Genomic DNA, 20025 nt, shown 5'->3' with positions numbered 1-20025 from the left:
AAACTAACTCCAGTAACCTTGACCTGGGTACATACTAAAAAATTTATGAATAAAACTTCCTCTTACTTTCAGCAGAAATAGATAATAAATATAAATAAGTCAACAGAAATATTTACCTTTCATCAAATAGCGATCGCTGTACTGCAAAACTTAAGCCACTAATAAAGCACAAAGCATGGACAGTGCCGTTAACTCTGCCGCCTTGAGCGTTATATGTATTGTATCGTTAGAGTTACTGAGTGGAATATCTCCATTAATTGAGCCTCTGTCATGAACTGTAACGCTGCGTACAGTTCGAGTAATAGCGATCGCTAGTTGTCCATCGCCATTAATTACGCCACTATTGATAATCGAACTAATTAAGATATTTAGCTTCTCTTGGGAAATGATGTAAATACCAATAATAGATGAAATGTAAAATCAAACTACTACAAAGTGACATAATCACGCCATTTATCCAGCATCTTTGTACTCACACCCGAAACTCGTTCTAAATCTTGTAGAGATGTAAACTTTTGTTGTTGACGAGCAATAATTATCTTCTGTGCTAACTTCTTCCCCACCCCAGGAAGAGTTGCTAATTCTTCCAAACTGGCTGTATTGAGATTGACTTTTTGAATGATTTGATTTTGAATAGATGTTGGCGTGCTTATCTTAGGACATTTTTTCGTTTCTGCTTGGATTTTGGCTTGAATTTCTGAAGGTAAACCAAGTTGAGCTTTAGCATAAAGACGGGCAAATTCCCGGACATAGTGAGCAGCTACTTTAGGATTTTCAATAATTATCAATGTTTCATCGTTACCATTGTTAGCAGCATCTGACCAATTATGCGAACCTGTGATAACTCTTGCGTTATCAACAACAGCAAATTTATGGTGTAATAAATCGCCTTTTCCTAAAACAGGTACACCAACACTACTAATTGAATTTGACCAAGGTTGATTATCAATTTCATATTTACATTGATTACTCAAAGCTACTCCCATCATATCCAAGGCTTCACTGTAAGACCGATAGGCAAATTGAGAATCAATTAAAGCGCGAATAGCAACATTTTGTTGATGACGCTGTTCTAAAATTTTGGCAAGCTGCTGTTCAGAAAATACAAATAATGCTAAATCAATAGATTTAGTGGCGGAATTTAATATTTCACCAATTAAGCCATTACTAGTTTTACTCCAAGGTTGAGTGGGAGAAGTCGGAGAAAACTGAACTGTAATTGTACTTTCACCTAAAGTGATTTTTTTCGGAGAACGCAGTGGTTTTTTCAAGCCAAATTGACTATCTGGCTTACCTCCTGGGCCATCACCCCACATAATGTTAAACTCTTGGTTAAACACAGATGCTAATTCTGGACTGTCAATTTTTAGCAAATTATTGGCATTACCTAAACTACTCCGATTGGTAAAATCGCCTGAAGTATCGCTTAAGGTGAAGTTTGCCGAAGTGACAATTACAATCCGATTATCTACAATTACAAATTTGTGATGCATCAAACTACTGCCTGCGGAACCATCAGCTTGATCATCAATTAAAGGAATTTTAGCATTTTGTAAAATTACTAATGCGTCTCTTTGATTAATTTCTTCTGAACTGAGTTTTTTATCTTTATTTAAATCGATAAATTGATGAAATTCATTGTATCTTTCTCGTTCTCTAGGGGCTAGTTTTTTGACTTCATCTGGTGTAAAGCTACTCCAAGGGCGACTGTATGTATTTTCTATAATTACTCGAACTTTCACCCCGGCTTTTTGTCTGTCTACTAATGCTTGGGCAACCTTGGGTAAGCGTAATTCTTGCACAGCTACATCCACTGTAGATTTAGCTTGATAAATAACATCGGCAATAATTTTTTCTAAGTCATCGCCCAGTCGGGTTTGCTGACGGTAAGATTCTTGATATTCTGAAGATTCAGACTGATTAAAATAAACTTGGACTAATGGATCTTGAGGTAAAGGTGATAAACGCTTATTGGATGATTTAGCTTGTTGACAAGCAGTGATAAAAAATATTAAGAAAAATATCAAAAAATGCTTTTGTTTACGAAAAATTTGCACGGTAATCTGCTAAAAGTGGATTGGTAGTGAACATAGTTATAGTTCCCAAAATGAACTACGCCAATTTAAAGAGTTAAACAGCTTAATCAGCAGACCAAAAATCCCTCTATTGATGCACATTAATTCACGTTTTCTCAAGATTTAATGAGAGAACTGTCTATGGTGAAAATAGTGGGTAGCCCATTGTCCGAGTCTTTCCGCTCAAGTGTTGTGATATGCAAATATACTTAGATTACAGTGCTACTACTCCAACTCGCCCAGAAGCGATCGCAGCGATGCAAGCAGTCCTCACTCAACAGTGGGGTAATCCTTCTAGTTTGCATGAGTGGGGACAACGGGCTGCAATAGTTCTCGAACAAGCCAGAGTTCAAGTTGCAGACTTAATTAATGCTGCTAATCCAGAATCAATTATTTTTACGGCTGGTGGTACAGAAGCAAATAATTTGGCAATTGTTGGTGTCGCCCGATTGTTTGCTGTGCCTCAACACATCATTATTTCTAGTGTGGAACATTCCGCAATTTCGGAAACGGTGCGAATGCTAGAAATGTGGGGTTGGGAAGTCACACGCTTGGGAGTGGATGACAAAGGCAGAGTTAGCCCCTTAGCTTTAAAAGCTGCATTGCGACATAACACCGTTTTAGTATCAATAATTTACGGACAAAGTGAAGTAGGCACAATTCAACCGATTACCGAATTGGGCAATATTGCGCGATCGCACGGTGCTATCTTCCATACCGATGCAGTGCAAGTGGCTGGACGTTTATCAATAGATGTGCAGACATTACCAGTCGATTTACTCAGCATTTCCAGCCACAAAATCTACGGGCCACAAGGTGCAGGAGCATTATATATTCGTCCTGGTGTAAAAATTATGCCTCTGTTAACTGGCGGTGGGCAAGAAATGGGGATGCGTTCTGGAACGCAAGCTGTACCAATAATTGCTGGGTTTGGTGTCGCCGCAGAATTAGCAGCGCAAGAACTAGCAACGGAAACACCAAGATTAATTGATTTGCGCGATCGCTTGTTTGCCTTGTTAGCAGATGTTCCTGGTTTAATTCCTACAGGCGATCGCATCCATCGTCTACCACATCATGTTAGTTTCTGCCTAGAATACGCCGACGGCGAAAAACTCAGTGGTAAAACTTTAGTACGGCAATTGAATTTAGCTGGTATTGGTATTAGTGCTGGTGCAGCCTGTCATAGTGGTAAACTCAGCCCTAGTCCGATACTTTTAGCAATGGGCTATTCCCAAAAAGCAGCCTTGGGCGGAATTCGGATGACATTAGGGCGTGACACCACCGAAGCAGATATTGATTGGACTGCAATGGTGTTGAAGCAGGTTTTACAGAGGCTAACACCAGATGTTACTTTAGCTACACGCTGAGATGAACTAAACTTCTGGTTCAACGCCGAGCGATCGCAATTGGGCAATCAGGCGTTCATTTCTTTGGCGTTCCTGTTCGGCTCTTTCTTCACCCGTCAACAACAAATTACCTTGCGAATCCCACCAGCGTAGCCAGGGTAATTCCATATTCTGATATTCTCCCTGCCAGATACCTAACTCAACTGCCAAGGGAGTAATTGCATAATGTCCTCGTTCATTGGCTGGCAATAATTGGTACTGTCCACCAATTAATTCATACACTTCCACACTAGCTTTATTGACTTCATAAATGCCATAAAAAGCCGGATGAATTACTTGTTCATAAATCCAAAATTTACCTTTCAAAGGAGTTTTGTCGCGCTCCTCACTACCATCTCCAGACACAAATTCTAAAGCAATTAATGGGGAAATATACTCTCGCCACAGTACATAAGACAGTCGCGTTTGTCCATCCAGCAAGGGCGGTACATTCGGAACATAAAACCAATCCGGTGCTTCTGCACCTTTTTCTGGTGGTTCAGTCATCCGCCAGTAAATACCGCTATCTTGACCAATACAGTACTGCCCATCAGGATGACGTTTTTGCAATATTGGTTTAATTGAGTCTGTTAGTAGAATGCTTTGGGGATGTTCCTGGAAGTTTTTCACGAAAGTACCATCAGACTCAGGTAGCTGCGTATGGTCTGGAAAAGGCGTGAGTTCTTCAGTAGTTGGATTGGTTGCAGAGGTCATAAAACACCTTTGCAGGAGTGAGGGTTGTTTTGTAGTGTAGCAGTGAAAAGATAGAAGGTGCGATCGCTCCCAAAAGTAAAATCTTAATTTCTAGCTTCTAGTCCCTAGTCTCTTTTTCATTAAATATTTACCACTTCAAAAATGAAGCTTCTATTCCTTGTTCGCGTCTAATTTTGCTATCTTTTTCAAACCAACTAATTATTTGCTGTGTTGTTAAATCTTCAATAGTAACGTTGTAATCTTGAGCAATTTGCTTCAAGAGTTTATGTGATGAAATAGTCAATCTTGTTAAAAACTTTTCTGGTGAGGATAGCAAAGCAGCGTCAACTTTTGCTGACTCTTCTAAGGTTAAAAACTGTGTTGATGGTTGCTGTGATGGTAAATCCATAAAAAGTGTGAAGTGTGAAGTATGAAGTATGGAATTATCTTAATTTAACCATCAACAGATAGTTTACGTACTGTTTTTTATCTTTTAGCCTTTAGAATTCTTGAGTCATTGGTGCTAAGTAAATATTTTTCTGAATATTTCAGACTTCAGACTTCATACTTTATAAATTAATTTCGCTCTGGTTTACGAGCTTGAACTAAATAGCCACAGCGATGTTCACCGTTGATAATCCAATGGGTACGTTCTACTGTACAGTCTGGCAAGACAGCCGCAAACATTTCCAATTCATGGCCGCAGATGCTAGGAAAAGACTCCGCAACGTTGGAAATAGCACAATTATGCTCTATTAAAACAAAGCGATCACTTAACTTATCCGCAGAACTTTCTTTTTTTAAAGAATCATCTGGTTCCACAGAGTGATATTCTGCCATAAAACCTTCGGCTTTTCGCAGTTCGACTAAAGTTTCCACCCGTTCTTTTAAGGAACCGTTACCTAAGCGATCGCGGTACTCTTGGGCTTTGCGTTCCCATTGCTTTTGTAAAATCGTTTTCACTTTGTCGTGGCCGACGGTTTCGGCTAAGGTATCCAGCAGCGAAACTGCAAATTCTTCGTAACCATCACCGAAGCGATCACTCACTGTTCGATGCAGGCGATCGCGTCCTTGACGACTAAGTTGATAGATATGCTGCGGTCGTCCCATTCCCGCCTGTGCAGTGGAGGAATAGATAATCAATTCTTCCGCCTCCAAATCTTTGAGATGACGACGAATCGCTTGGGGGCTAACATTTAAAACTTCAGAAAGCTCAAAAGCCGTTGCTTGAGAGTGTTTCAGCAGATATTCGAGTATCTCTTGCTTCGTTGAGGACTGGTGGGTAGTCGCCATCGTCGTCCCAAATTTTTTTTGAAAATTTGACTTTAACAACATTGTTGTTGTTAATTTAGCGTAAAATGAAGATACATTAAACAACATAGATGTTGTTTTAATCTCTATCCTTATTCTAACAGGCGTGTGAACCGCTCGGTAAAACAAGACCGATATTGGTTAACCCAGCCCGTCTCCCATCCTTAAAGAGAAACCATTTCGGAACACGAGAGATTATTACAGATGAGTGCCACTGTCAAATCCCTAGTCAACCAACCATATAAGTACGGCTTCGTTACTGAAATCGAAGCCGATACAATCCCGCGTGGACTAAGTGAAGACGTTGTCCGCTTAATTTCTGCGAAGAAGAACGAGCCGGAATTCATGCTGGAGTTTCGTCTGAGAGCCTATCGCCAGTGGCAAAAAATGACAGAACCAACCTGGCCTAGCGTTAAGTATCCGCCAATTAACTATCAGGATATCATTTACTACTCTGCGCCGAAGCAAAAGAAAGAAAAACTCAACAGCTTAGAAGAAGTAGATCCTACACTCCTTGAAACCTTCGAGAAATTGGGTATTCCCCTGTCAGAACAAAAGCGGCTGGCTAACGTCGCGGTAGATGCAATTTTCGATAGCGTTTCTGTAGCTACAACCTTCAAAGAAAAACTAGCTAAAGATGGCGTTATCTTCTGCTCAATTTCCGAAGCACTACGCGAACATCCAGAATTAGTGAAAAAATATCTGGGTAGCGTTGTCCCCATCGCTGACAACTACTTTGCAGCGTTAAACTCTGCTGTCTTCAGTGATGGTTCCTTTGTCTACATTCCCAAAGGCGTAAAATGCCCAATGGAACTGTCTACCTACTTCCGCATCAACTCTGGCGATACGGGACAATTCGAGCGGACTTTGATTGTCGCTGAAGAAGGTAGCTACGTTTCCTACTTGGAAGGTTGCACTGCGCCGATGTATGACAGCAACCAACTCCACGCCGCAGTAGTCGAACTTGTGGCTTTGGATAACGCTGAAATCAAATACTCTACCGTGCAGAACTGGTACGCTGGCGATGCTAACGGTAAAGGCGGTATTTACAACTTCGTTACCAAGCGCGGCTTGTGTCAAGGTGTTAATTCCAAAATTTCCTGGACACAGGTAGAAACTGGTTCAGCTATTACTTGGAAGTATCCTAGCTGTGTGTTGGTTGGTGATAATTCCGTAGGTGAATTTTACTCGGTGGCGTTAACCAACAATATGCAGCAAGCCGACACCGGGACGAAGATGATTCACATCGGCAAAAATACTCGCAGTACGATTATTTCTAAGGGTATTTCCGCAGGTAATTCTAGTAATAGTTATCGCGGTTTGGTGAAAATTAGCCCAAAGGCTGAAGGCGCAAGAAATTATTCTCAGTGCGACTCGATGTTAATTGGGGATAATGCCCACGCTAATACTTTCCCTTATATTCAAGTCCAAAATAAAGCGGCGAAAGTGGAGCATGAAGCTTCGACTTCTAAAATTGGGGAAGATCAGCTATTCTTCTTTGCTCAACGTGGCATTTCTTCAGAAGATGCGATTTCAATGATGATTAGCGGCTTCTGTAAGGATGTGTTTAATCAGCTACCAATGGAGTTTGCGGTGGAGGCTGATAAGTTGTTGAGTCTGAAGTTGGAAGGTAGTGTGGGTTAAAAGTGCTGAGTGCTGAGTGCTGAGTGCTGAGTGCTGAGTAGAAAGACACGCGAAGAAGAAAGAGAAGAGAGAGAACATGATTATTGAAAATAGTGATGTTATTTTGTCGGTGAGAGATTTGACTGCTGAGGTTGATGGTACACCGATTCTGAAGGGTGTGAATTTGGAAGTTCGCGCTGGTGAAATCCATGCAATTATGGGGCCGAATGGTTCTGGTAAAAGTACTTTTTCTAAGGTGTTGTCAGGACATCCGGCGTATACAGTGACTGGCGGTGAGGTGATTTTCCAAGGGCAAAATTTGTTGGAAATGGAGCCTGAGGAACGCGCTAGGGCTGGGGTGTTTTTGGCGTTTCAGTATCCGTTAGAGATTCCTGGTGTAAGCAATTTGGATTTCTTGCGGGTAGCTTACAATTCTCGGCGTAAGGCGCAAGGGTTGGAAGAGGTAGACGCGTTTGATTTTGATGATTTGATTGAGGAAAAGCTGGAAGTTGTGAAGATGGATGCAGCTTTCCTCAGCCGGAGTGTAAATGAAGGTTTCTCTGGTGGTGAGAAAAAGCGGAATGAAATTCTGCAAATGGCGTTATTAGAGCCAAAGTTGGCAATTCTGGATGAGACAGACTCTGGTTTGGATATTGACGCGCTAAAGATTGTCGCTCATGGGGTGAATCAGTTGACTAGCCCAGACAATGCGACGATTATGATTACGCATTATCAACGGTTACTCGACTATATTGTCCCGGATTTCGTCCATGTGATGGCACGAGGCAGAATTCTCACCAGTGGTGGTAAGGAACTGGCTCTAGAGTTAGAGTCTCGCGGTTATGACTGGATTTTGGAGGAAACTGCTGTTGAGGTGGGTGTGTAATGTCTATTCAAGTTTCTCCTAGTGCTATTCCTAACTCGGATGCAGTCAATTTGGCTTCTTCTTTGCTGGATAGAGATGCTTACTTAAGCCAGTTGTTAAATCAAGTAACTGTATCTCAAGCTGATGGGTTAGAAGAATTACGCCAAAAAGCTGCAAATTGGGTATGTCACTCAACTATCCCCACCGCCCGCGAGGAAGAATGGCGGTTTACTGATTTGTCAGATTTGCGGGGTGTGGAATTCCGCAAGGCGCAGCCAGTTAATAATGTAGAGGTGTTAAATTTAACGTCTCTAACTGATAATCGACTGGTGTTTGTTAACGGTGTTTATGCGCCGGAGTTATCTGCTGTAAATTTACCGGATGGTATTGTAGTTGGTAATTTAACTGGTTTACCTGTAGCGAACCGTGAGGGGATTACTAAACATCTCGCTCAAGCTGAGGGAGCTTTGGAAGTATTCACGGCTCTCAACACTGCTGGGTTGACGGATGCAGCAGTTGTATGGGTGGGGAAAAATGTCGTAGTTGATACACCTATTCATCTGCTGTTTATTTCGGTTGCTGGCGAGACAGCGACAATTTCCCAACCACGTTGTTTGGTGGTGGCGGAAAGTGGTGCGCAGGTAACTTTGGTAGAGGAATATGTGGCTAATCCACAAGCAGACAAGGTTTACTTTACTAATGCAGTAACAGAAATTTGGATTGCTGACAATGCAGCGGTAAATCATACTAGGGTGGAGCGAGAAGGCGCAGAGGCGTTTCACATTGGTAAGACTGCGGTTAACCAAGCTCGTTATAGTCGTTATACCTGTAATGCTTTTACTTTAGGCGCAAAGTTATCGCGGCACAATTTAGAGATTTTGCAAACTGGTGAGCAAACTGAAACTACGCTCAACGGTTTGGCGATGATAGCTGGGAAGCAAGTGGCGGATACTCATAGTGCGATCGCTCTCAATCATCCTTATGGTACAAGTAAGCAATTGCACAAATGTATTGTTGGCGATCGCGCTCATGCTGTGTTCAATGGTAAAGTTTTTGTACCTAAACCAGCACAGTTAACTGATGCCGCCCAGCTAAATCGCAATTTGCTACTATCTTCAAAGGCACGAGTCGATACTAAGCCCCAATTAGAAATTACCGCCGATAACGTCAAATGCGCTCACGGTGCAACTGTGAGTCAGTTAGAAGATGATGAAATCTTCTATTTACAAAGTCGAGGAATTGATGAAAACGCTGCGCGGAATTTATTAATTAACGCCTTCGCCGCCGAAATCATCAACAAAGTTCCAGTTGCTTCCCTTAGAGACATATTGCTAAACACAGTCACTAGCTTTAAGTCTTTGACTATTGACTAATGACTATTGACTAATGACTATTGACTAATAACAATGACTTTTACAGCTACCAAAACTCTTGCCGATAAAGTCCGTGCTGACTTCCCGATATTACATCAAGAAGTCAACGGTAAACCCTTGGTTTATCTGGATAATGCGGCGACATCGCAAAAACCTTTGCTTGTATTAAACACCCTGCGGGATTATTACGAGCAATACAATTCTAACGTCCATCGTGGCGCTCATACCCTCAGTGCAAAAGCTACTGATGCTTATGAAGCAGCACGAGATAAAGTTGCTAAATTTATTAATGCTGCATCTCGTCAGGAAATTGTCTACACCCGCAACGCCAGCGAAGCGATTAACTTAGTAGCTTATAGCTGGGGCATGAACAATTTGCAGCCAGGTGATGAAATTATTCTGTCGGTAATGGAACACCACAGTAATATTGTGCCTTGGCAATTTGTGGCGCAAAAAACGGGTGCTGTTTTGAAATTTGTTGGACTCACACCAGAAGAAACTTTTGATTTGGAACAGTTTAAAAAACTGATTTCTGAGAAAACAAAACTGGTGTCAATTGTTCATGTTTCTAACACTTTGGGTTGTATTAACCCAGTGAAAGAAATCGCTGATATTGCTCACAGATACGGTGCGAAATTCTTAGTTGATGCTTGCCAAAGCGTTCCTCATATGCCTGTAGATGTGCAAGAAATAGGCTGTGATTGGTTAGTAGCTTCGGGACACAAAATGTGCGCTCCCACTGGCATAGGCTTTTTATATGGCAGGCTGGAATTATTAGAAGCCATGCCGCCATTTTTTGGCGGTGGCGAGATGATTGCCGAGGTGTATTTAGATCATTCTACTTATGCTGAATTACCCCATAAATTTGAAGCCGGGACACCTGCAATTGGGGAAGCGATCGCTCTTGGTGCTGCGGTAGACTATCTATCAAGTATTGGTATGGATAAAATTCATGCCTACGAAGCCGAGTTAACTGCTTATTTGTTCCACGAATTAGAGAAAATTCCCCAAATTCGGATTTACGGCCCCAAACCGGATGCTAATGGAGAAGGGAGAGCCGCGTTAGCTGCATTTACAGCCACAGAAGTTCACGCTAACGACTTATCTACATTATTAGATCAAGAAGGCGTTGCCGTCCGTTCTGGACACCACTGCACCCAACCATTACACCGCTATTTAGGTTTGCCAGCAACCGCACGGGTAAGTTTATCTTTCTACAATACCCGTGAAGAAATTGACGTATTCATCAAAGCATTAAAGGAAACCCTTGATTTCTTTGCTGGTATCTTCGGTTAAACTGAGTAAATATTTCCAGAATAATTGTGTCAACTGTCAGTCTTATACATGGCTGATAATTGGCACAATTTGTCTTAATATACTCTACTATTGAAAATTTTATAATTTAGTTAGCATCAAGAATTGAATAGTTCGTTAAGTGGTGGGAGATTTTGTTGAATTGCTTTAGCTAAGTAGTTTCTAATTAAGTCAACAGTTTCTACAGGAAAATTTCCTCCTAAAAAGACGAAAGCTAAACTAGCAACCCCAATAAATAATGCTAATAATCTTCCAAAACAACCTGGATTAATTTCAATAAATCCCAACTTTGATTGTCCTAAGACAGCAATCACTAGGAAAACAATACCTAGAGTTAAAAAGATATTTGTTAAAGGAAAGTTTATCATTTTAATTAGGCTAATTACTGTTTAATAAATACTTTTATTATAGTCAATTATTAATGTAAGTTGCTGTTATGAATACTTGCAAAAGTTAGAAATTAATCTGCTTCATACTTACACCTAAAGATTTCCATTGGGAAGCGATCGCAACACTAAAACATTTTTCTACGGACATAAATAAGTTGTATGCTAACCATTTATTAACCGCTTATCAAGCGTCTAGCACATTAATATTTCGACGATATCAGGATTTTACTAGACTTTATGCCCAATTTGAGTTTAAAATACGCCAAGCCGATAGGAATAGTGTGTTTGTATGGAAAGCGCCCAAAAAGTTAGTCAAGAGATGAGTTTAGCAGTAAACATAGCCCCAGAGCGATCGCTACAGACTGTTCCTCAGGAATCCTCAAAAAATATTTTCAAAAAGCTCAGAGGCGGATTCTTGCTAGTTCTGGGATACTTACTATCCCCGTTATGTTGGTGGAATGACCTTTTATTCAATCTACCCATTGCTTACTTTTTTGGGTACTTATGTAGTTTACTTTCGCCAAAATTGCTAATACCTTGTTCCATTGTAGGTTATTGGCTTTCCAATGTTGTGGGAATTCTCTTGATGCAATATGGTTCTAAAGATATTTTTCAAAAAGATTCCCAAGAACGTAACCTCAAAAAAGAACTTTTATCAGGTTTAGTTTCTTCAACAATTTATACTCTAGTGATTATTTTATTGATTCAGTTGAAAATTCTTGACGCGCCTGTATTATTTGCCAAGAGTTAATAGTTGGTTAACGTAAATTCGATGAATGTAAAAAAACCCCTCTCCCATAAAAGGCTACCGTATACAAGCAAGTCGAGAATTCTCACGTTAAAACCATATCCCGCCTAGAACTTTAGTTCTAGGCTAATAGCGAAAGTCCACTTAAGTGGACTGAATTTTTCTTTGAGTCCTCTTGAGAGGACTTGCACTATGAGACTGGGAATTTATTCCGAGACGGGACAGATGCACTACACCAAGATTTGTGTATACACCGTAGCCCCTCAAAGGAGGGAGGCTTGAAAAGCTCAATTTTCGTCGATATTTAAGCCCCTCTCCGCTTCGGAGAGGGGTTGGGGAGAGGTTCATCAAACTCACTTTTGGTTACACTTTAACACTCAGGAATCAAATTCAAAATTCTGAATTCTAACTTCTGACTTTCTACTTATAAGCTTTAAGAAGTTCACTAAAATCCCAAAATTTAGGATTGTCTTTACCCATAACTAATGGTAGCTTACCATTCCACTTTTCAATTGCTTGCTTTTGCAATAATTCAGTTGTTAAACCATCGCGTAGTAATCTATAAGTTTCAGCTTCTCCTCTAGCCAAATTCACTTTAGCCTCGGCTTCTTTCGCAGCTTTTAAAGCTACAAATTCTGCTTTTTTTGCTTCTTGTTCAGCAATTTGCTTGGCTTCTACCGCCTCACCAAAACGCACAGAAAAATGAACATGAACTAAAGAAATATCATCTACAGCAATGTGATAACTAAGCAACCGAGTCGTTAATGCTTCGTCCAAGCCTAATTTTACTGCTCCTCGTTTAGTAATAATTTCTTCCGCAGTATATTGGGCAATAATTGCTTTGAGTGCTTCTTCAACTGCTGGATTAATAATTCGAGAGATTACATTTTCTTTGTTGCCAATTTGTTGAAATAGAATGTTAACTTCTTCAGGAATTATATGCCAATTCAGAGCAAGATCAGTGAACACGTCTTGTAAATCTTTAGAAGAAGCTTCAGTGTATATTTCCTGTTTCTGCACACGAACACTTAACTTTTCAACTGTATTCACAATCGGGATAATTAAATGAAGTCCTTCGCCTAGTATTTGCTCTTGCACCTCGCCAAACTTCATTAATACACCACGCTCACCTGCGTTCACTATTACACAAGGTGTGAGAAAGAGAGTAATTAAAAATAAAAGTGCAGTCAATTTACCAGCACTATTAAAAGCTTTATTGTTTTTCATTGTCTTCTTTCAAATCCACTAATCTGGATTAGAGTTAAAAGGCTCTTTTTTTGCATGAAAACAGGTTTTCTGTGCTGCCAACTAGTGGCTAATTAATAAATACGGTAAATTGATAGGAGAATAGTTATTAATAATGGCTGAACAAAAGTATGCCATAGCCGTGTCTGCGAAACAAGCCAAGGCCAGTACATCTGACTTCTTTTTAGAGGATATCTGCGATCGCAACAGCAAGAGCCATGAATATGTGTATCAGTCAACCTCAGTTATCATATAATCCGTCTACCCTATTAGTACATTAGTAGAGTTGTTTGATTGCAAGGGAAGGAAAAATGAGAATTTGGCTGGCTTGCTTTGTAGTACTGTTCGCTTTGGCAGAACTATTTGACTGGTTACAAGAATTTTCTCTGCCATTGCCGATTTATATTTTAGGTGGGGCGTTTTTAGCCGTTGCTTCTAACTATGACAAGATTGTGGGTTCTTACTTCAGTGACACATCAATCGCTGCATCACTGGAAACGCCACAGCTAGATGTGCCAAATCAACCCCTAGCCTCGATTTCTCATGCTGTTGAGGATGTGCAGAAATCGGAAACACAGGCTTAGTCAGTTTCGATGAGGACTGTTACAGCTGCGATCGCAATTAACATTTCATCGTTTTTATCATTGAGAGAGGGAATCGCCCGTCCTTGAACCACCATTCCCCCAGACTCGACAGTGATACTTTTGCGTCCAAAAGGTAGTACTGCTAGAACCTCGTCGGTTCTCACTTGTTCAGGATAGGGTACTGCTACTTGCACTTCTACAATCATCTCATTCGGGTCATTTAAACCAGCAACTTCCCAGACTCCTGGTAAAGCATTATGAGCGATCGCATTTCGTACTGCTCTTGCAGCTGCTACAGTTGGTTCCTGTCCATGCTGATCTACACCCATCCCCATCTCAATCACTAAACGTTTACGCGCCACAGCCAACTCCTGGAAAATAACTAATACTAAATTGAACAAGAATTACGCTTGGGGGAGGGTGAAGGGGCAGAATCAAGTCAAAAGTTAAAAGTTAAAAGTCAAAAATTATCTTACTTTTGAATTTTGATTTTTGAATTTTGACTTCCCTGCAAGGGTGTAGGTGTTCAAAACCCTTACACCCCCACACCCTTACACCCATTCTCAACCAAAAACCTTTGTGTGTAAGTCTTGTTAAGGACAAAACAAAGTATCACGGGTGTCTCTTCCTGTAGTGGGATTAGTACCTTTAGCCACCTTGCACAACTTTTTTTGTTCATCTGGACGCAGCAGTACATCCGTAAAATCTGCGCCGTCAATAATTGCGCCATCAAACTTGGCGTTAGCAGCAAACGCACCTTCTAAAACAGCATTAGTCAAATCTGCTTTAATCAGACGCGCTGAGTCTAAAGTGGCATTTGTCAGGTCAGATCCCTGTAAATTTGCTGACTCCAAATTAGCAGCAAAGAAGCTGACACCACGCAAGTTACTATTGCTAAAGTTACTTTGACGAAGATTAGCTTTAGTAAAGCTAGAATCTGTTAAATCACGTCCTGAAAAATCAGCTTCTACTAATATTTCTTTGTTGTATTCGAGTGCTAAAGCTGTTGGAGTATAGCTAAAAGTTGCTGTGATGCTAAAAACTGCCCACAGCAATAAACTGAGTATGCTTGCCCAAATGCGATCGCTTAACCTAGAATTCATGGTACTTTTAACCAATGGCGAATCATCCTCCATCTCATTATCCCGATATTGGTCAAATAGGTGAAGATCTAGTTGCCCAATGGTTACAGTCCATCGGTTGGTTGATTCTACATCGGCGCTTTTCTTGCCGTTGGGGAGAGATTGATATTATTGCTGAATATCAAGGAGATGAGACAGGGGTGCAAGGGTGCAGGGGTGCAGGGGTGCAAGGGAAAAATATGTTACCCAAAACTCAGCACTCAGTACTAGCTTTTGTCGAGGTGAAAACCCGTAGTCCAGGTAATTGGGATGCAGGCGGAAGAAGCGCTATCACCCCACAAAAACAGGCCAAACTCTGGCGAACAGCAGAAATGTTTTTAGCTCAATATCCCGAAAAAGCTGATTATCCCTGTCGCTTTGATGTGGCTATTGTCTGTTGTCAGCAAATCTCAAAGTTACAAACTAAACTTACATCAGTCCCAGATGCTGTATTTAGTTCATCAGTTGCTGGATACGAATTTCATCTTCAAGAATATATCCCGGCAGCTTTCGATGCTTAAATTGATTAATTAAAGCGAGGGCGAATAGCAATTGATAACAACTCCAATATTTTTGTCAGCAATTACCAATTACAAGCTCTTTGCAGCCGCCCTCACAGTGAACAGTTTCACGCTAGAGTTTCTGGACAGTAACCTAATCCCCGAACAAACTGTTGGCGAAATGCTTCAATTTCTTCTTTCTCTGGGCTACCATGAGAAACGATCGCTACTTGATAGCGGCGCATTACGTCTACAGGACACTGACCTGCTTCCAAACTCCAAAGTGCCATTTGTACCCGCATAGGTGGCTCATAGCAAATTCCTAGTTCATTTAGGAAAGCCCGAAAGTCTCCATCCTGTTGGGCTGAGACTTGACCTTTAAGTTTGATCCTAACCACCCAGCCATCAATTTGATGAATCACGGTAACGAATGAGACGGGGATCTGGGGTGTTGCGTGGAGATGTTGAACGACCCTCAAAGTTAGACTGGCATTTGCCAGGTAATACAAATATTCCATGTTGGTGCTTGGGATCAAAGCCAATCCTACATCTCTATAATCCTCAAATTATTACTTTCCCGGTAGGGTAGAAGCCCCCGTCTTTATATGGGGAGTTTTACCCATATTGATAGGGCATCATTAGGTAATACCTAATGATACTAATTGGAAAACTTTATGTATGAAATTGTGGTTTTCTTTAGAAAATATCAAATAAACGCGTAAAACTTAGCATAACTTTCAATGGAGTCAGCAAGAACAAAAGGAAATTTTAATAAAGTGACTGTTACAAGTGTAGAAAACGCACAGTTAGATGGTTCATTAGCTGGGTATGATTACGTACTTCCTCCAGAACTGATTGCCCAAAATCCGGTAGTTCCGAGAGATAGTTCGCGCTTATTAGTCGTTAATTCTCCTAGCACAGGTAACGATTCCGCACCACTACACCACATCTTCCGCGATTTACCCGAACTCCTGCGCCCTGGTGATTTGTTGGTGATGAATAATACAAAAGTTATCCCCGCACGACTTTACGGTTCTAAATCTACCGGAGCGGAAATTGAGGTATTGCTGTTAGAAGAACGGCAACATAACTGTTGGTTAGCTTTAGTCAAGCCAGGAAAGCGGTTTAAATCAGGCTCCAAGATTATTTTTTCTGGTAAAGGATTAGGAAATGATTCCCCCACGCCCCAACTCACAGCTACAGTTTTAGAAACCGATGCGGCGACTGGCGGGCGTTTGTTGCAATTTGATGTGCCGCCAGGAAAATCTTTGGTAGAACTGTTAGATAAATTTGGTGAAATTCCTTTACCGCCTTACATCACCACAACAGCAGCGGCTGATGAACAGTATCAGACAGTGTATGCCGAGCAACCAGGTGCGATCGCAGCACCCACAGCTGGGTTACACTTTACTCCAGAGTTACTGGAAAAGTTGCGCGATCGCAATATCTATCAAGCATTTGTAACACTGCATGTTGGTGTCGGCACATTTCGTCCTGTAGAAGTAGAAGATGTCACCACCCACGAAATGCACGAAGAATGGATTGAAGTTCCTGCTGCTACAGTAGAACAAATCCGCGCTACTAAAGCCGCTGGTGGTCGAGTTATTGCTGTTGGCACAACAGTAGTACGATCCTTAGAAGGTGCAGCACAATCTGGAGAATTGCAACCTTTTTGTGGTAAGACCAACTTATTTATTTATCCTGGCTATCAATGGCGGGTGGTAGATGGGTTGATTACTAATTTTCACTTGCCGCGTTCTAGTTTGCTGATGCTAGTCAGTGCATTAATTGGCAGACAAAGATTATTGAAAATATACCAAGAAGCGATCGCCTCTCGGTATCGTTTTTACTCTTTTGGTGATGCCATGCTAATTTTGCCAGAAGGGAGAGAAAAGTATGAAGTATGAAGTGTGAAGTATGAAGTGTGAAATTTCATCGTTTTGTCTCTAGGGTCTAGGGGATGTTTTCAAACTAGTGAAATTCTGAAAAATTAGGGGAGTGCATTGTTGTAGTCGTGAACAGAGGAGACTTAATATCAATTAGTTCTCATTCAAGTTCTTGTGTCACCCCTCCCCTACCCTATTTATTCTGAAGCGGGATAGTGGGAATTCATCAAATTTCAAAACTTCTGCATCAGGTTTGCGGGTATCAAAACGGTAGCTGCTGACCTTACCTGTGCCTGTATCGAAGATACTAAACACAGTAATCTTATTACTAGCTATATAAGGCATTGGTTTACCATCTTCACCTAATATAGGCGCAATGCTTGGCACTACTGGTTCTAAATCATTGGGGTCGCCAAGGGCAACATATTTCTCTTGATAACCTGTGGGGATTTCTCGCTTTCTTTCACCCCAAGCTGCACCATAAGTATTACCAACATTTGATGTTTCTAAAAAGTGCATTCCACTGGAACTAACAAAGCGATTCCATAAATGAGAGTGTCCATAAAATACTAATTGCACATTAGCTGCTTCTAGTAAGGGGACAACATCACGAATAATATAGTCGGCATTTTTAGGATATTCGTAACGCACAGATGTAATTTTGTCTTGCTGATTGCGTTCGATGATTTGCACTGGGTCAGTGTAGGCGGGAACAATGTTATCACCCAAAGTGTGGGGCGGATGATGAAACATCACCACTTTATATTTTGCTTGTTGAAATTCGGGACTGTTGAGTTCTGCTGCTAACCAATTGTACTGTGTACTACCTTTGGCAAGTGGCTCATAAATAAGTTGTCCATAGCCCCAATTTTCAGGATTATTTAAATCTTTTTCTGCTTCTCGATATCTACCTATATATTTTCCATCTAATTTGGGAGTACGCCACATATTTGTAATGTACAAAACTACCAAACGCACATCACCAAAACTAACTGCATAATACTTTTTTCCGCCTTCTTTACTTTGAGGTAAACTTAAAATTTCTTCGTAGGTAATCGTATTAAAAGAATTATCAATTAGAGATTTGCCGCTATACAGTTTTTGAGCGACAGCACGGGGAAATGTATCATCAAATTCATCGTTTAAATTATTCTTTCTGGCAAAGCGTCCCATAACTTCATGATTGCCAATGCAACTATACATGGGTGCGTGTTGAATAATTTGCCCGCCAGTGTAAGTGACTTTAACGCCATCATGCTGCATTTCGTATTTAGCACGACCTTGCAAACCAGGAAATAAAGCATTTCCCCGATTATCATCAAACCATTCCGAGGCGCGATCGCTCACATTAATCAAATCACCAGCAAACCACACCGCATCCACTCGTCCTACTGTCTCCACTACCTTTTGCAGATTTGCGGCGGTCATTGGTTTGAGTTGATGGTCGGAAGTTAACAAAATTTTTAGTGGTGTACCTGGTTCAGGTTTGGCCGCAAGGGTAAAAACATCACTGCTGACAGTTGCACCGTCTTCTCTTTCACTCGTAACTCGATAATTCACCCGCACTCTTGGGGTTAACCCTGTCACCTCAGCTTCGTGTCGCCAGATATTACGTTTTGTCGGTTGTTGATAAACTTGTCCGTCTTCGGTTTGGTTACCAACTCTGGATTTTTGGTCTTCTCGCGTGCGGCTGAGTTTAGTAGTAGTCGCTTTCACAGTTTGCTGCAAATCTTCACCGTAGGCAACTGTATGTTTAGTACCCACAAACTCAGTAAACCACACTACTCTGACTGAGTTTGCAGTTGGCAGTTGCAAAAATGGATCTGTCAACAGTTGAGGTGCTGCGGTCATAGTGGTTTGCCCAAATGAATGCACGCTTACCAAGGTAAAGCATAGAACAAACAGAAGTACAGACGTTAGGAATTTCATGATTTGTCCTGGCTGGGATGCTTGTATAATTTTTAGTTCTACTACCGTATGAGCCGAGCGATCGCAGTAGTGAGGCAAGGGCGGTTAAGCTTACAGGTTAAAATCAAGCGATAACAGATTAGATAAATGCTGGTGCGCGTTTATTAGCTTTGTGATGATACATCTGTGCAAGTTGCTCAATACGCTCAATGTGATGTGATTTTAGCGAGTAAAAACAAGCGTTATGAATAATCTGTTTTAATTCTTCTGCCCACTGACCATAATAAGAACAGCCAATAGTTCCTTGGGATGATTGGATATAATTCACTAAAACTTGAGGGTTGAGTTGAAATTTACTACTTCCATATCTTTTAGTGCATTGAAGTAAAAATTCATAGTCAGCAAATATTCGGTAGTTAGGATTCCATTTCAGAGTGTCATCATCATAATGAGTAAAGCCATTACTATCAAAAATCTCTTGTTGAGTAATTAATTGATCAAGTGTACAGTTTGGGTCACTAGGAGAAAGAAAAACTTTACTCGTGCGCATAGTTTTGTCTTGATGAATAACATCACGGCGGCGCTTCTGTACAGCCATACTGTATTGGACAAACTTGTGTTGTTTAAAGAAATGCTTTGTTGCCGCAATAAACTCTGGCTCGAAGCTATTATCGTCATCTAAGTATGTAATTAAATTTCCTGTGGCTAGATTTCGTCCAGCGTTACGTGCATGGCATAATCCAAAACCAATGGATGAATGTTCTATTTCCTCATAAACGACGGGAAACGGCACTTGCAGCGCAGCAATAATTTCTCTAGTTTGTTGGTTGCCCCCATCGTTAATTACTACCCACTCAAAATTATGATCAGTTTGGTTGATTAAACTATGAAGTGCAACTGTATAGAGTTTGTCTGGTCTATTATACGTAGCAGTAATAATTGATATTGTCATATAGGAATCCGGTTTGATTTCCGAATTTACTTGTGTAGACAGGGAGTAGGGAG

Annotated in this window: 21 protein-coding genes; 10 read left to right on the top strand and 11 right to left on the bottom strand. The window is 40.9% G+C overall.

Going from position 1 to position 20025, the window contains the following annotated elements; all coding sequences use genetic code 11:
- Positions 1–428 precede the first annotated feature (428 nt).
- Positions 429–2057, bottom strand: coding sequence for a DUF655 domain-containing protein (locus ACMX3D_RS01100; RefSeq protein WP_482749659.1), 1629 nt, complete (start codon positions 2055–2057; stop codon positions 429–431).
- Between the two features lie 215 nt (positions 2058–2272).
- On the opposite strand from ACMX3D_RS01100, the gene ACMX3D_RS01095 reads away from it, so the two are divergent.
- The gene (locus tag ACMX3D_RS01095; protein WP_482749658.1) at positions 2273–3442 is read left to right on the top strand and encodes a cysteine desulfurase family protein; all 1170 of its coding nucleotides are present in this window, start codon (positions 2273–2275) and stop codon (positions 3440–3442) included.
- Positions 3443–3448: 6 nt separating this feature from the next.
- Here ACMX3D_RS01095 and ACMX3D_RS01090 read toward each other — a convergent pair whose 3' ends face one another.
- The 3 genes from ACMX3D_RS01090 to sufR form a co-directional block, all read right to left on the bottom strand.
- Complete coding sequence (locus ACMX3D_RS01090) at positions 3449–4174, bottom strand: Uma2 family endonuclease (RefSeq protein WP_482749657.1); 726 nt, start codon at positions 4172–4174, stop codon at positions 3449–3451.
- A 127-nt stretch (positions 4175–4301) separates the two neighbouring features.
- A complete protein-coding gene (locus tag ACMX3D_RS01085; protein WP_482749656.1) occupies positions 4302–4562 on the bottom strand; it encodes a hypothetical protein in 261 nt (86 codons plus the stop codon).
- Between the two features lie 167 nt (positions 4563–4729).
- Positions 4730–5446, bottom strand: a complete 717-nt coding sequence (sufR, locus tag ACMX3D_RS01080; RefSeq protein ID WP_482749655.1) for an iron-sulfur cluster biosynthesis transcriptional regulator SufR — start codon at positions 5444–5446, stop codon at positions 4730–4732.
- A 222-nt stretch (positions 5447–5668) separates the two neighbouring features.
- On the opposite strand from sufR, the gene sufB reads away from it, so the two are divergent.
- The 4 genes from sufB (at position 5669) to ACMX3D_RS01060 (ending at position 10621) form a co-directional block, all read left to right on the top strand.
- Positions 5669–7108, top strand: coding sequence for a Fe-S cluster assembly protein SufB (gene sufB, locus ACMX3D_RS01075; protein ID WP_482749654.1), 1440 nt, complete (start codon positions 5669–5671; stop codon positions 7106–7108).
- A gap of 76 nt (positions 7109–7184) precedes the next feature.
- Positions 7185–7973, top strand: a complete 789-nt coding sequence (gene sufC / locus ACMX3D_RS01070) for a Fe-S cluster assembly ATPase SufC (protein WP_482749653.1) — start codon at positions 7185–7187, stop codon at positions 7971–7973.
- Positions 7973–9325 carry a Fe-S cluster assembly protein SufD gene (gene sufD / locus ACMX3D_RS01065; RefSeq protein ID WP_482749652.1) on the top strand — a complete coding sequence of 451 codons (1353 nt, stop codon included), beginning with the start codon at positions 7973–7975 and terminating at the stop codon, positions 9323–9325. The genes sufC and sufD overlap by 1 nt, the downstream gene beginning before the upstream one ends.
- A 33-nt stretch (positions 9326–9358) precedes the next feature.
- A complete protein-coding gene (locus tag ACMX3D_RS01060) occupies positions 9359–10621 on the top strand; it encodes a cysteine desulfurase (RefSeq protein ID WP_482749651.1) in 1263 nt (420 codons plus the stop codon).
- A 116-nt stretch (positions 10622–10737) separates the two neighbouring features.
- Here the strand turns inward: ACMX3D_RS01060 and ACMX3D_RS01055 are convergent, their stop codons facing one another.
- Positions 10738–11007, bottom strand: coding sequence for a hypothetical protein (locus ACMX3D_RS01055; protein WP_482749650.1), 270 nt, complete (start codon positions 11005–11007; stop codon positions 10738–10740).
- Between the two features lie 310 nt (positions 11008–11317).
- On the opposite strand from ACMX3D_RS01055, the gene ACMX3D_RS01050 reads away from it, so the two are divergent.
- Complete coding sequence (locus ACMX3D_RS01050) at positions 11318–11779, top strand: DUF7980 family protein (RefSeq protein WP_482749649.1); 462 nt, start codon at positions 11318–11320, stop codon at positions 11777–11779.
- Positions 11780–12196: 417 nt separating this feature from the next.
- Here the strand turns inward: ACMX3D_RS01050 and ACMX3D_RS01045 are convergent, their stop codons facing one another.
- Positions 12197–13003: a prohibitin family protein gene (locus ACMX3D_RS01045; RefSeq protein ID WP_482749648.1), complete on the bottom strand. Its 807-nt coding sequence runs from the start codon at positions 13001–13003 to the stop codon at positions 12197–12199.
- Between the two features lie 133 nt (positions 13004–13136).
- Between ACMX3D_RS01045 and ACMX3D_RS01040 the strand changes: the two genes are divergently transcribed.
- Positions 13137–13277 (top strand): hypothetical protein, encoded by a 141-nt coding sequence (locus ACMX3D_RS01040; protein ID WP_482749647.1) that lies wholly within the window; start codon positions 13137–13139, stop codon positions 13275–13277.
- Between the two features lie 55 nt (positions 13278–13332).
- Positions 13333–13605 carry a hypothetical protein gene (locus ACMX3D_RS01035; protein WP_482749646.1) on the top strand — a complete coding sequence of 91 codons (273 nt, stop codon included), beginning with the start codon at positions 13333–13335 and terminating at the stop codon, positions 13603–13605.
- Here the strand turns inward: ACMX3D_RS01035 and ACMX3D_RS01030 are convergent.
- Positions 13602–13967 (bottom strand): Lin0512 family protein, encoded by a 366-nt coding sequence (locus ACMX3D_RS01030; protein ID WP_482749645.1) that lies wholly within the window; start codon positions 13965–13967, stop codon positions 13602–13604. The genes ACMX3D_RS01035 and ACMX3D_RS01030 overlap by 4 nt on opposite strands.
- Positions 13968–14198: 231 nt before the next feature.
- Entirely contained in the window at positions 14199–14708 is a 510-nt protein-coding gene (locus ACMX3D_RS01025; RefSeq protein WP_482749644.1) for a pentapeptide repeat-containing protein, read from the bottom strand.
- Positions 14709–14722: 14 nt separating this feature from the next.
- Between ACMX3D_RS01025 and ACMX3D_RS01020 the strand changes: the two genes are divergently transcribed.
- The gene (locus ACMX3D_RS01020; RefSeq protein ID WP_482749643.1) at positions 14723–15247 is read left to right on the top strand and encodes a YraN family protein; all 525 of its coding nucleotides are present in this window, start codon (positions 14723–14725) and stop codon (positions 15245–15247) included.
- Between the two features lie 107 nt (positions 15248–15354).
- Here the strand turns inward: ACMX3D_RS01020 and ACMX3D_RS01015 are convergent, their stop codons facing one another.
- Positions 15355–15744 carry a hypothetical protein gene (locus ACMX3D_RS01015; protein WP_482752254.1) on the bottom strand — a complete coding sequence of 130 codons (390 nt, stop codon included), beginning with the start codon at positions 15742–15744 and terminating at the stop codon, positions 15355–15357.
- A gap of 222 nt (positions 15745–15966) precedes the next feature.
- Here ACMX3D_RS01015 and queA point away from each other — a divergent pair, with 222 nt between their 5' ends.
- Positions 15967–17133: a tRNA preQ1(34) S-adenosylmethionine ribosyltransferase-isomerase QueA gene (gene queA / locus ACMX3D_RS01010; RefSeq protein WP_482749642.1), complete on the top strand. Its 1167-nt coding sequence runs from the start codon at positions 15967–15969 to the stop codon at positions 17131–17133.
- A gap of 156 nt (positions 17134–17289) precedes the next feature.
- Here the strand turns inward: queA and ACMX3D_RS01005 are convergent, their stop codons facing one another.
- Positions 17290–18963 carry a purple acid phosphatase family protein gene (locus tag ACMX3D_RS01005; RefSeq protein ID WP_482749641.1) on the bottom strand — a complete coding sequence of 558 codons (1674 nt, stop codon included), beginning with the start codon at positions 18961–18963 and terminating at the stop codon, positions 17290–17292.
- Positions 18964–19159: 196 nt separating this feature from the next.
- Entirely contained in the window at positions 19160–19972 is an 813-nt protein-coding gene (locus ACMX3D_RS01000; protein WP_482749640.1) for a glycosyltransferase family 2 protein, read from the bottom strand.
- Positions 19973–20025: the final 53 nt, after the last annotated feature.

This window comes from Anabaena sp. TISTR 8404, from assembly GCF_056847745.1.
Note: the sequence above shows the minus strand (reverse complement) of the source record. Positions and strands in the feature narration are given on the sequence as shown.

Excerpts from the sequence above, each read along its gene's own strand:
- ACMX3D_RS01060 (WP_482749651.1), top strand. The coding sequence starts at position 9,359 with ATGACTTTTACAGCTACCAAAACTCTTGCCGATAAAGTCCGTGCTGAC.
- sufD (WP_482749652.1), top strand. The coding sequence starts at position 7,973 with ATGTCTATTCAAGTTTCTCCTAGTGCTATTCCTAACTCGGATGCAGTC.
- sufC (WP_482749653.1), top strand. The coding sequence starts at position 7,185 with ATGATTATTGAAAATAGTGATGTTATTTTGTCGGTGAGAGATTTGACT.
- ACMX3D_RS01055 (WP_482749650.1), bottom strand. The coding sequence starts at position 11,007 with ATGATAAACTTTCCTTTAACAAATATCTTTTTAACTCTAGGTATTGTT.
- sufR (WP_482749655.1), bottom strand. The coding sequence starts at position 5,446 with ATGGCGACTACCCACCAGTCCTCAACGAAGCAAGAGATACTCGAATAT.
- ACMX3D_RS01095 (WP_482749658.1), top strand. The coding sequence starts at position 2,273 with ATGCAAATATACTTAGATTACAGTGCTACTACTCCAACTCGCCCAGAA.
- queA (WP_482749642.1), top strand. The coding sequence starts at position 15,967 with ATGGAGTCAGCAAGAACAAAAGGAAATTTTAATAAAGTGACTGTTACA.
- sufB (WP_482749654.1), top strand. The coding sequence starts at position 5,669 with ATGAGTGCCACTGTCAAATCCCTAGTCAACCAACCATATAAGTACGGC.
- ACMX3D_RS01005 (WP_482749641.1), bottom strand. The coding sequence starts at position 18,963 with ATGACCGCAGCACCTCAACTGTTGACAGATCCATTTTTGCAACTGCCA.
- ACMX3D_RS01000 (WP_482749640.1), bottom strand. The coding sequence starts at position 19,972 with ATGACAATATCAATTATTACTGCTACGTATAATAGACCAGACAAACTC.
- ACMX3D_RS01020 (WP_482749643.1), top strand. The coding sequence starts at position 14,723 with ATGGCGAATCATCCTCCATCTCATTATCCCGATATTGGTCAAATAGGT.
- ACMX3D_RS01045 (WP_482749648.1), bottom strand. The coding sequence starts at position 13,003 with ATGAAAAACAATAAAGCTTTTAATAGTGCTGGTAAATTGACTGCACTT.
- ACMX3D_RS01090 (WP_482749657.1), bottom strand. The coding sequence starts at position 4,174 with ATGACCTCTGCAACCAATCCAACTACTGAAGAACTCACGCCTTTTCCA.
- ACMX3D_RS01015 (WP_482752254.1), bottom strand. The coding sequence starts at position 15,744 with ATGGAATATTTGTATTACCTGGCAAATGCCAGTCTAACTTTGAGGGTC.
- ACMX3D_RS01085 (WP_482749656.1), bottom strand. The coding sequence starts at position 4,562 with ATGGATTTACCATCACAGCAACCATCAACACAGTTTTTAACCTTAGAA.
- ACMX3D_RS01050 (WP_482749649.1), top strand. The coding sequence starts at position 11,318 with ATGGAAAGCGCCCAAAAAGTTAGTCAAGAGATGAGTTTAGCAGTAAAC.
- ACMX3D_RS01025 (WP_482749644.1), bottom strand. The coding sequence starts at position 14,708 with ATGAATTCTAGGTTAAGCGATCGCATTTGGGCAAGCATACTCAGTTTA.
- ACMX3D_RS01035 (WP_482749646.1), top strand. The coding sequence starts at position 13,333 with ATGAGAATTTGGCTGGCTTGCTTTGTAGTACTGTTCGCTTTGGCAGAA.
- ACMX3D_RS01040 (WP_482749647.1), top strand. The coding sequence starts at position 13,137 with ATGGCTGAACAAAAGTATGCCATAGCCGTGTCTGCGAAACAAGCCAAG.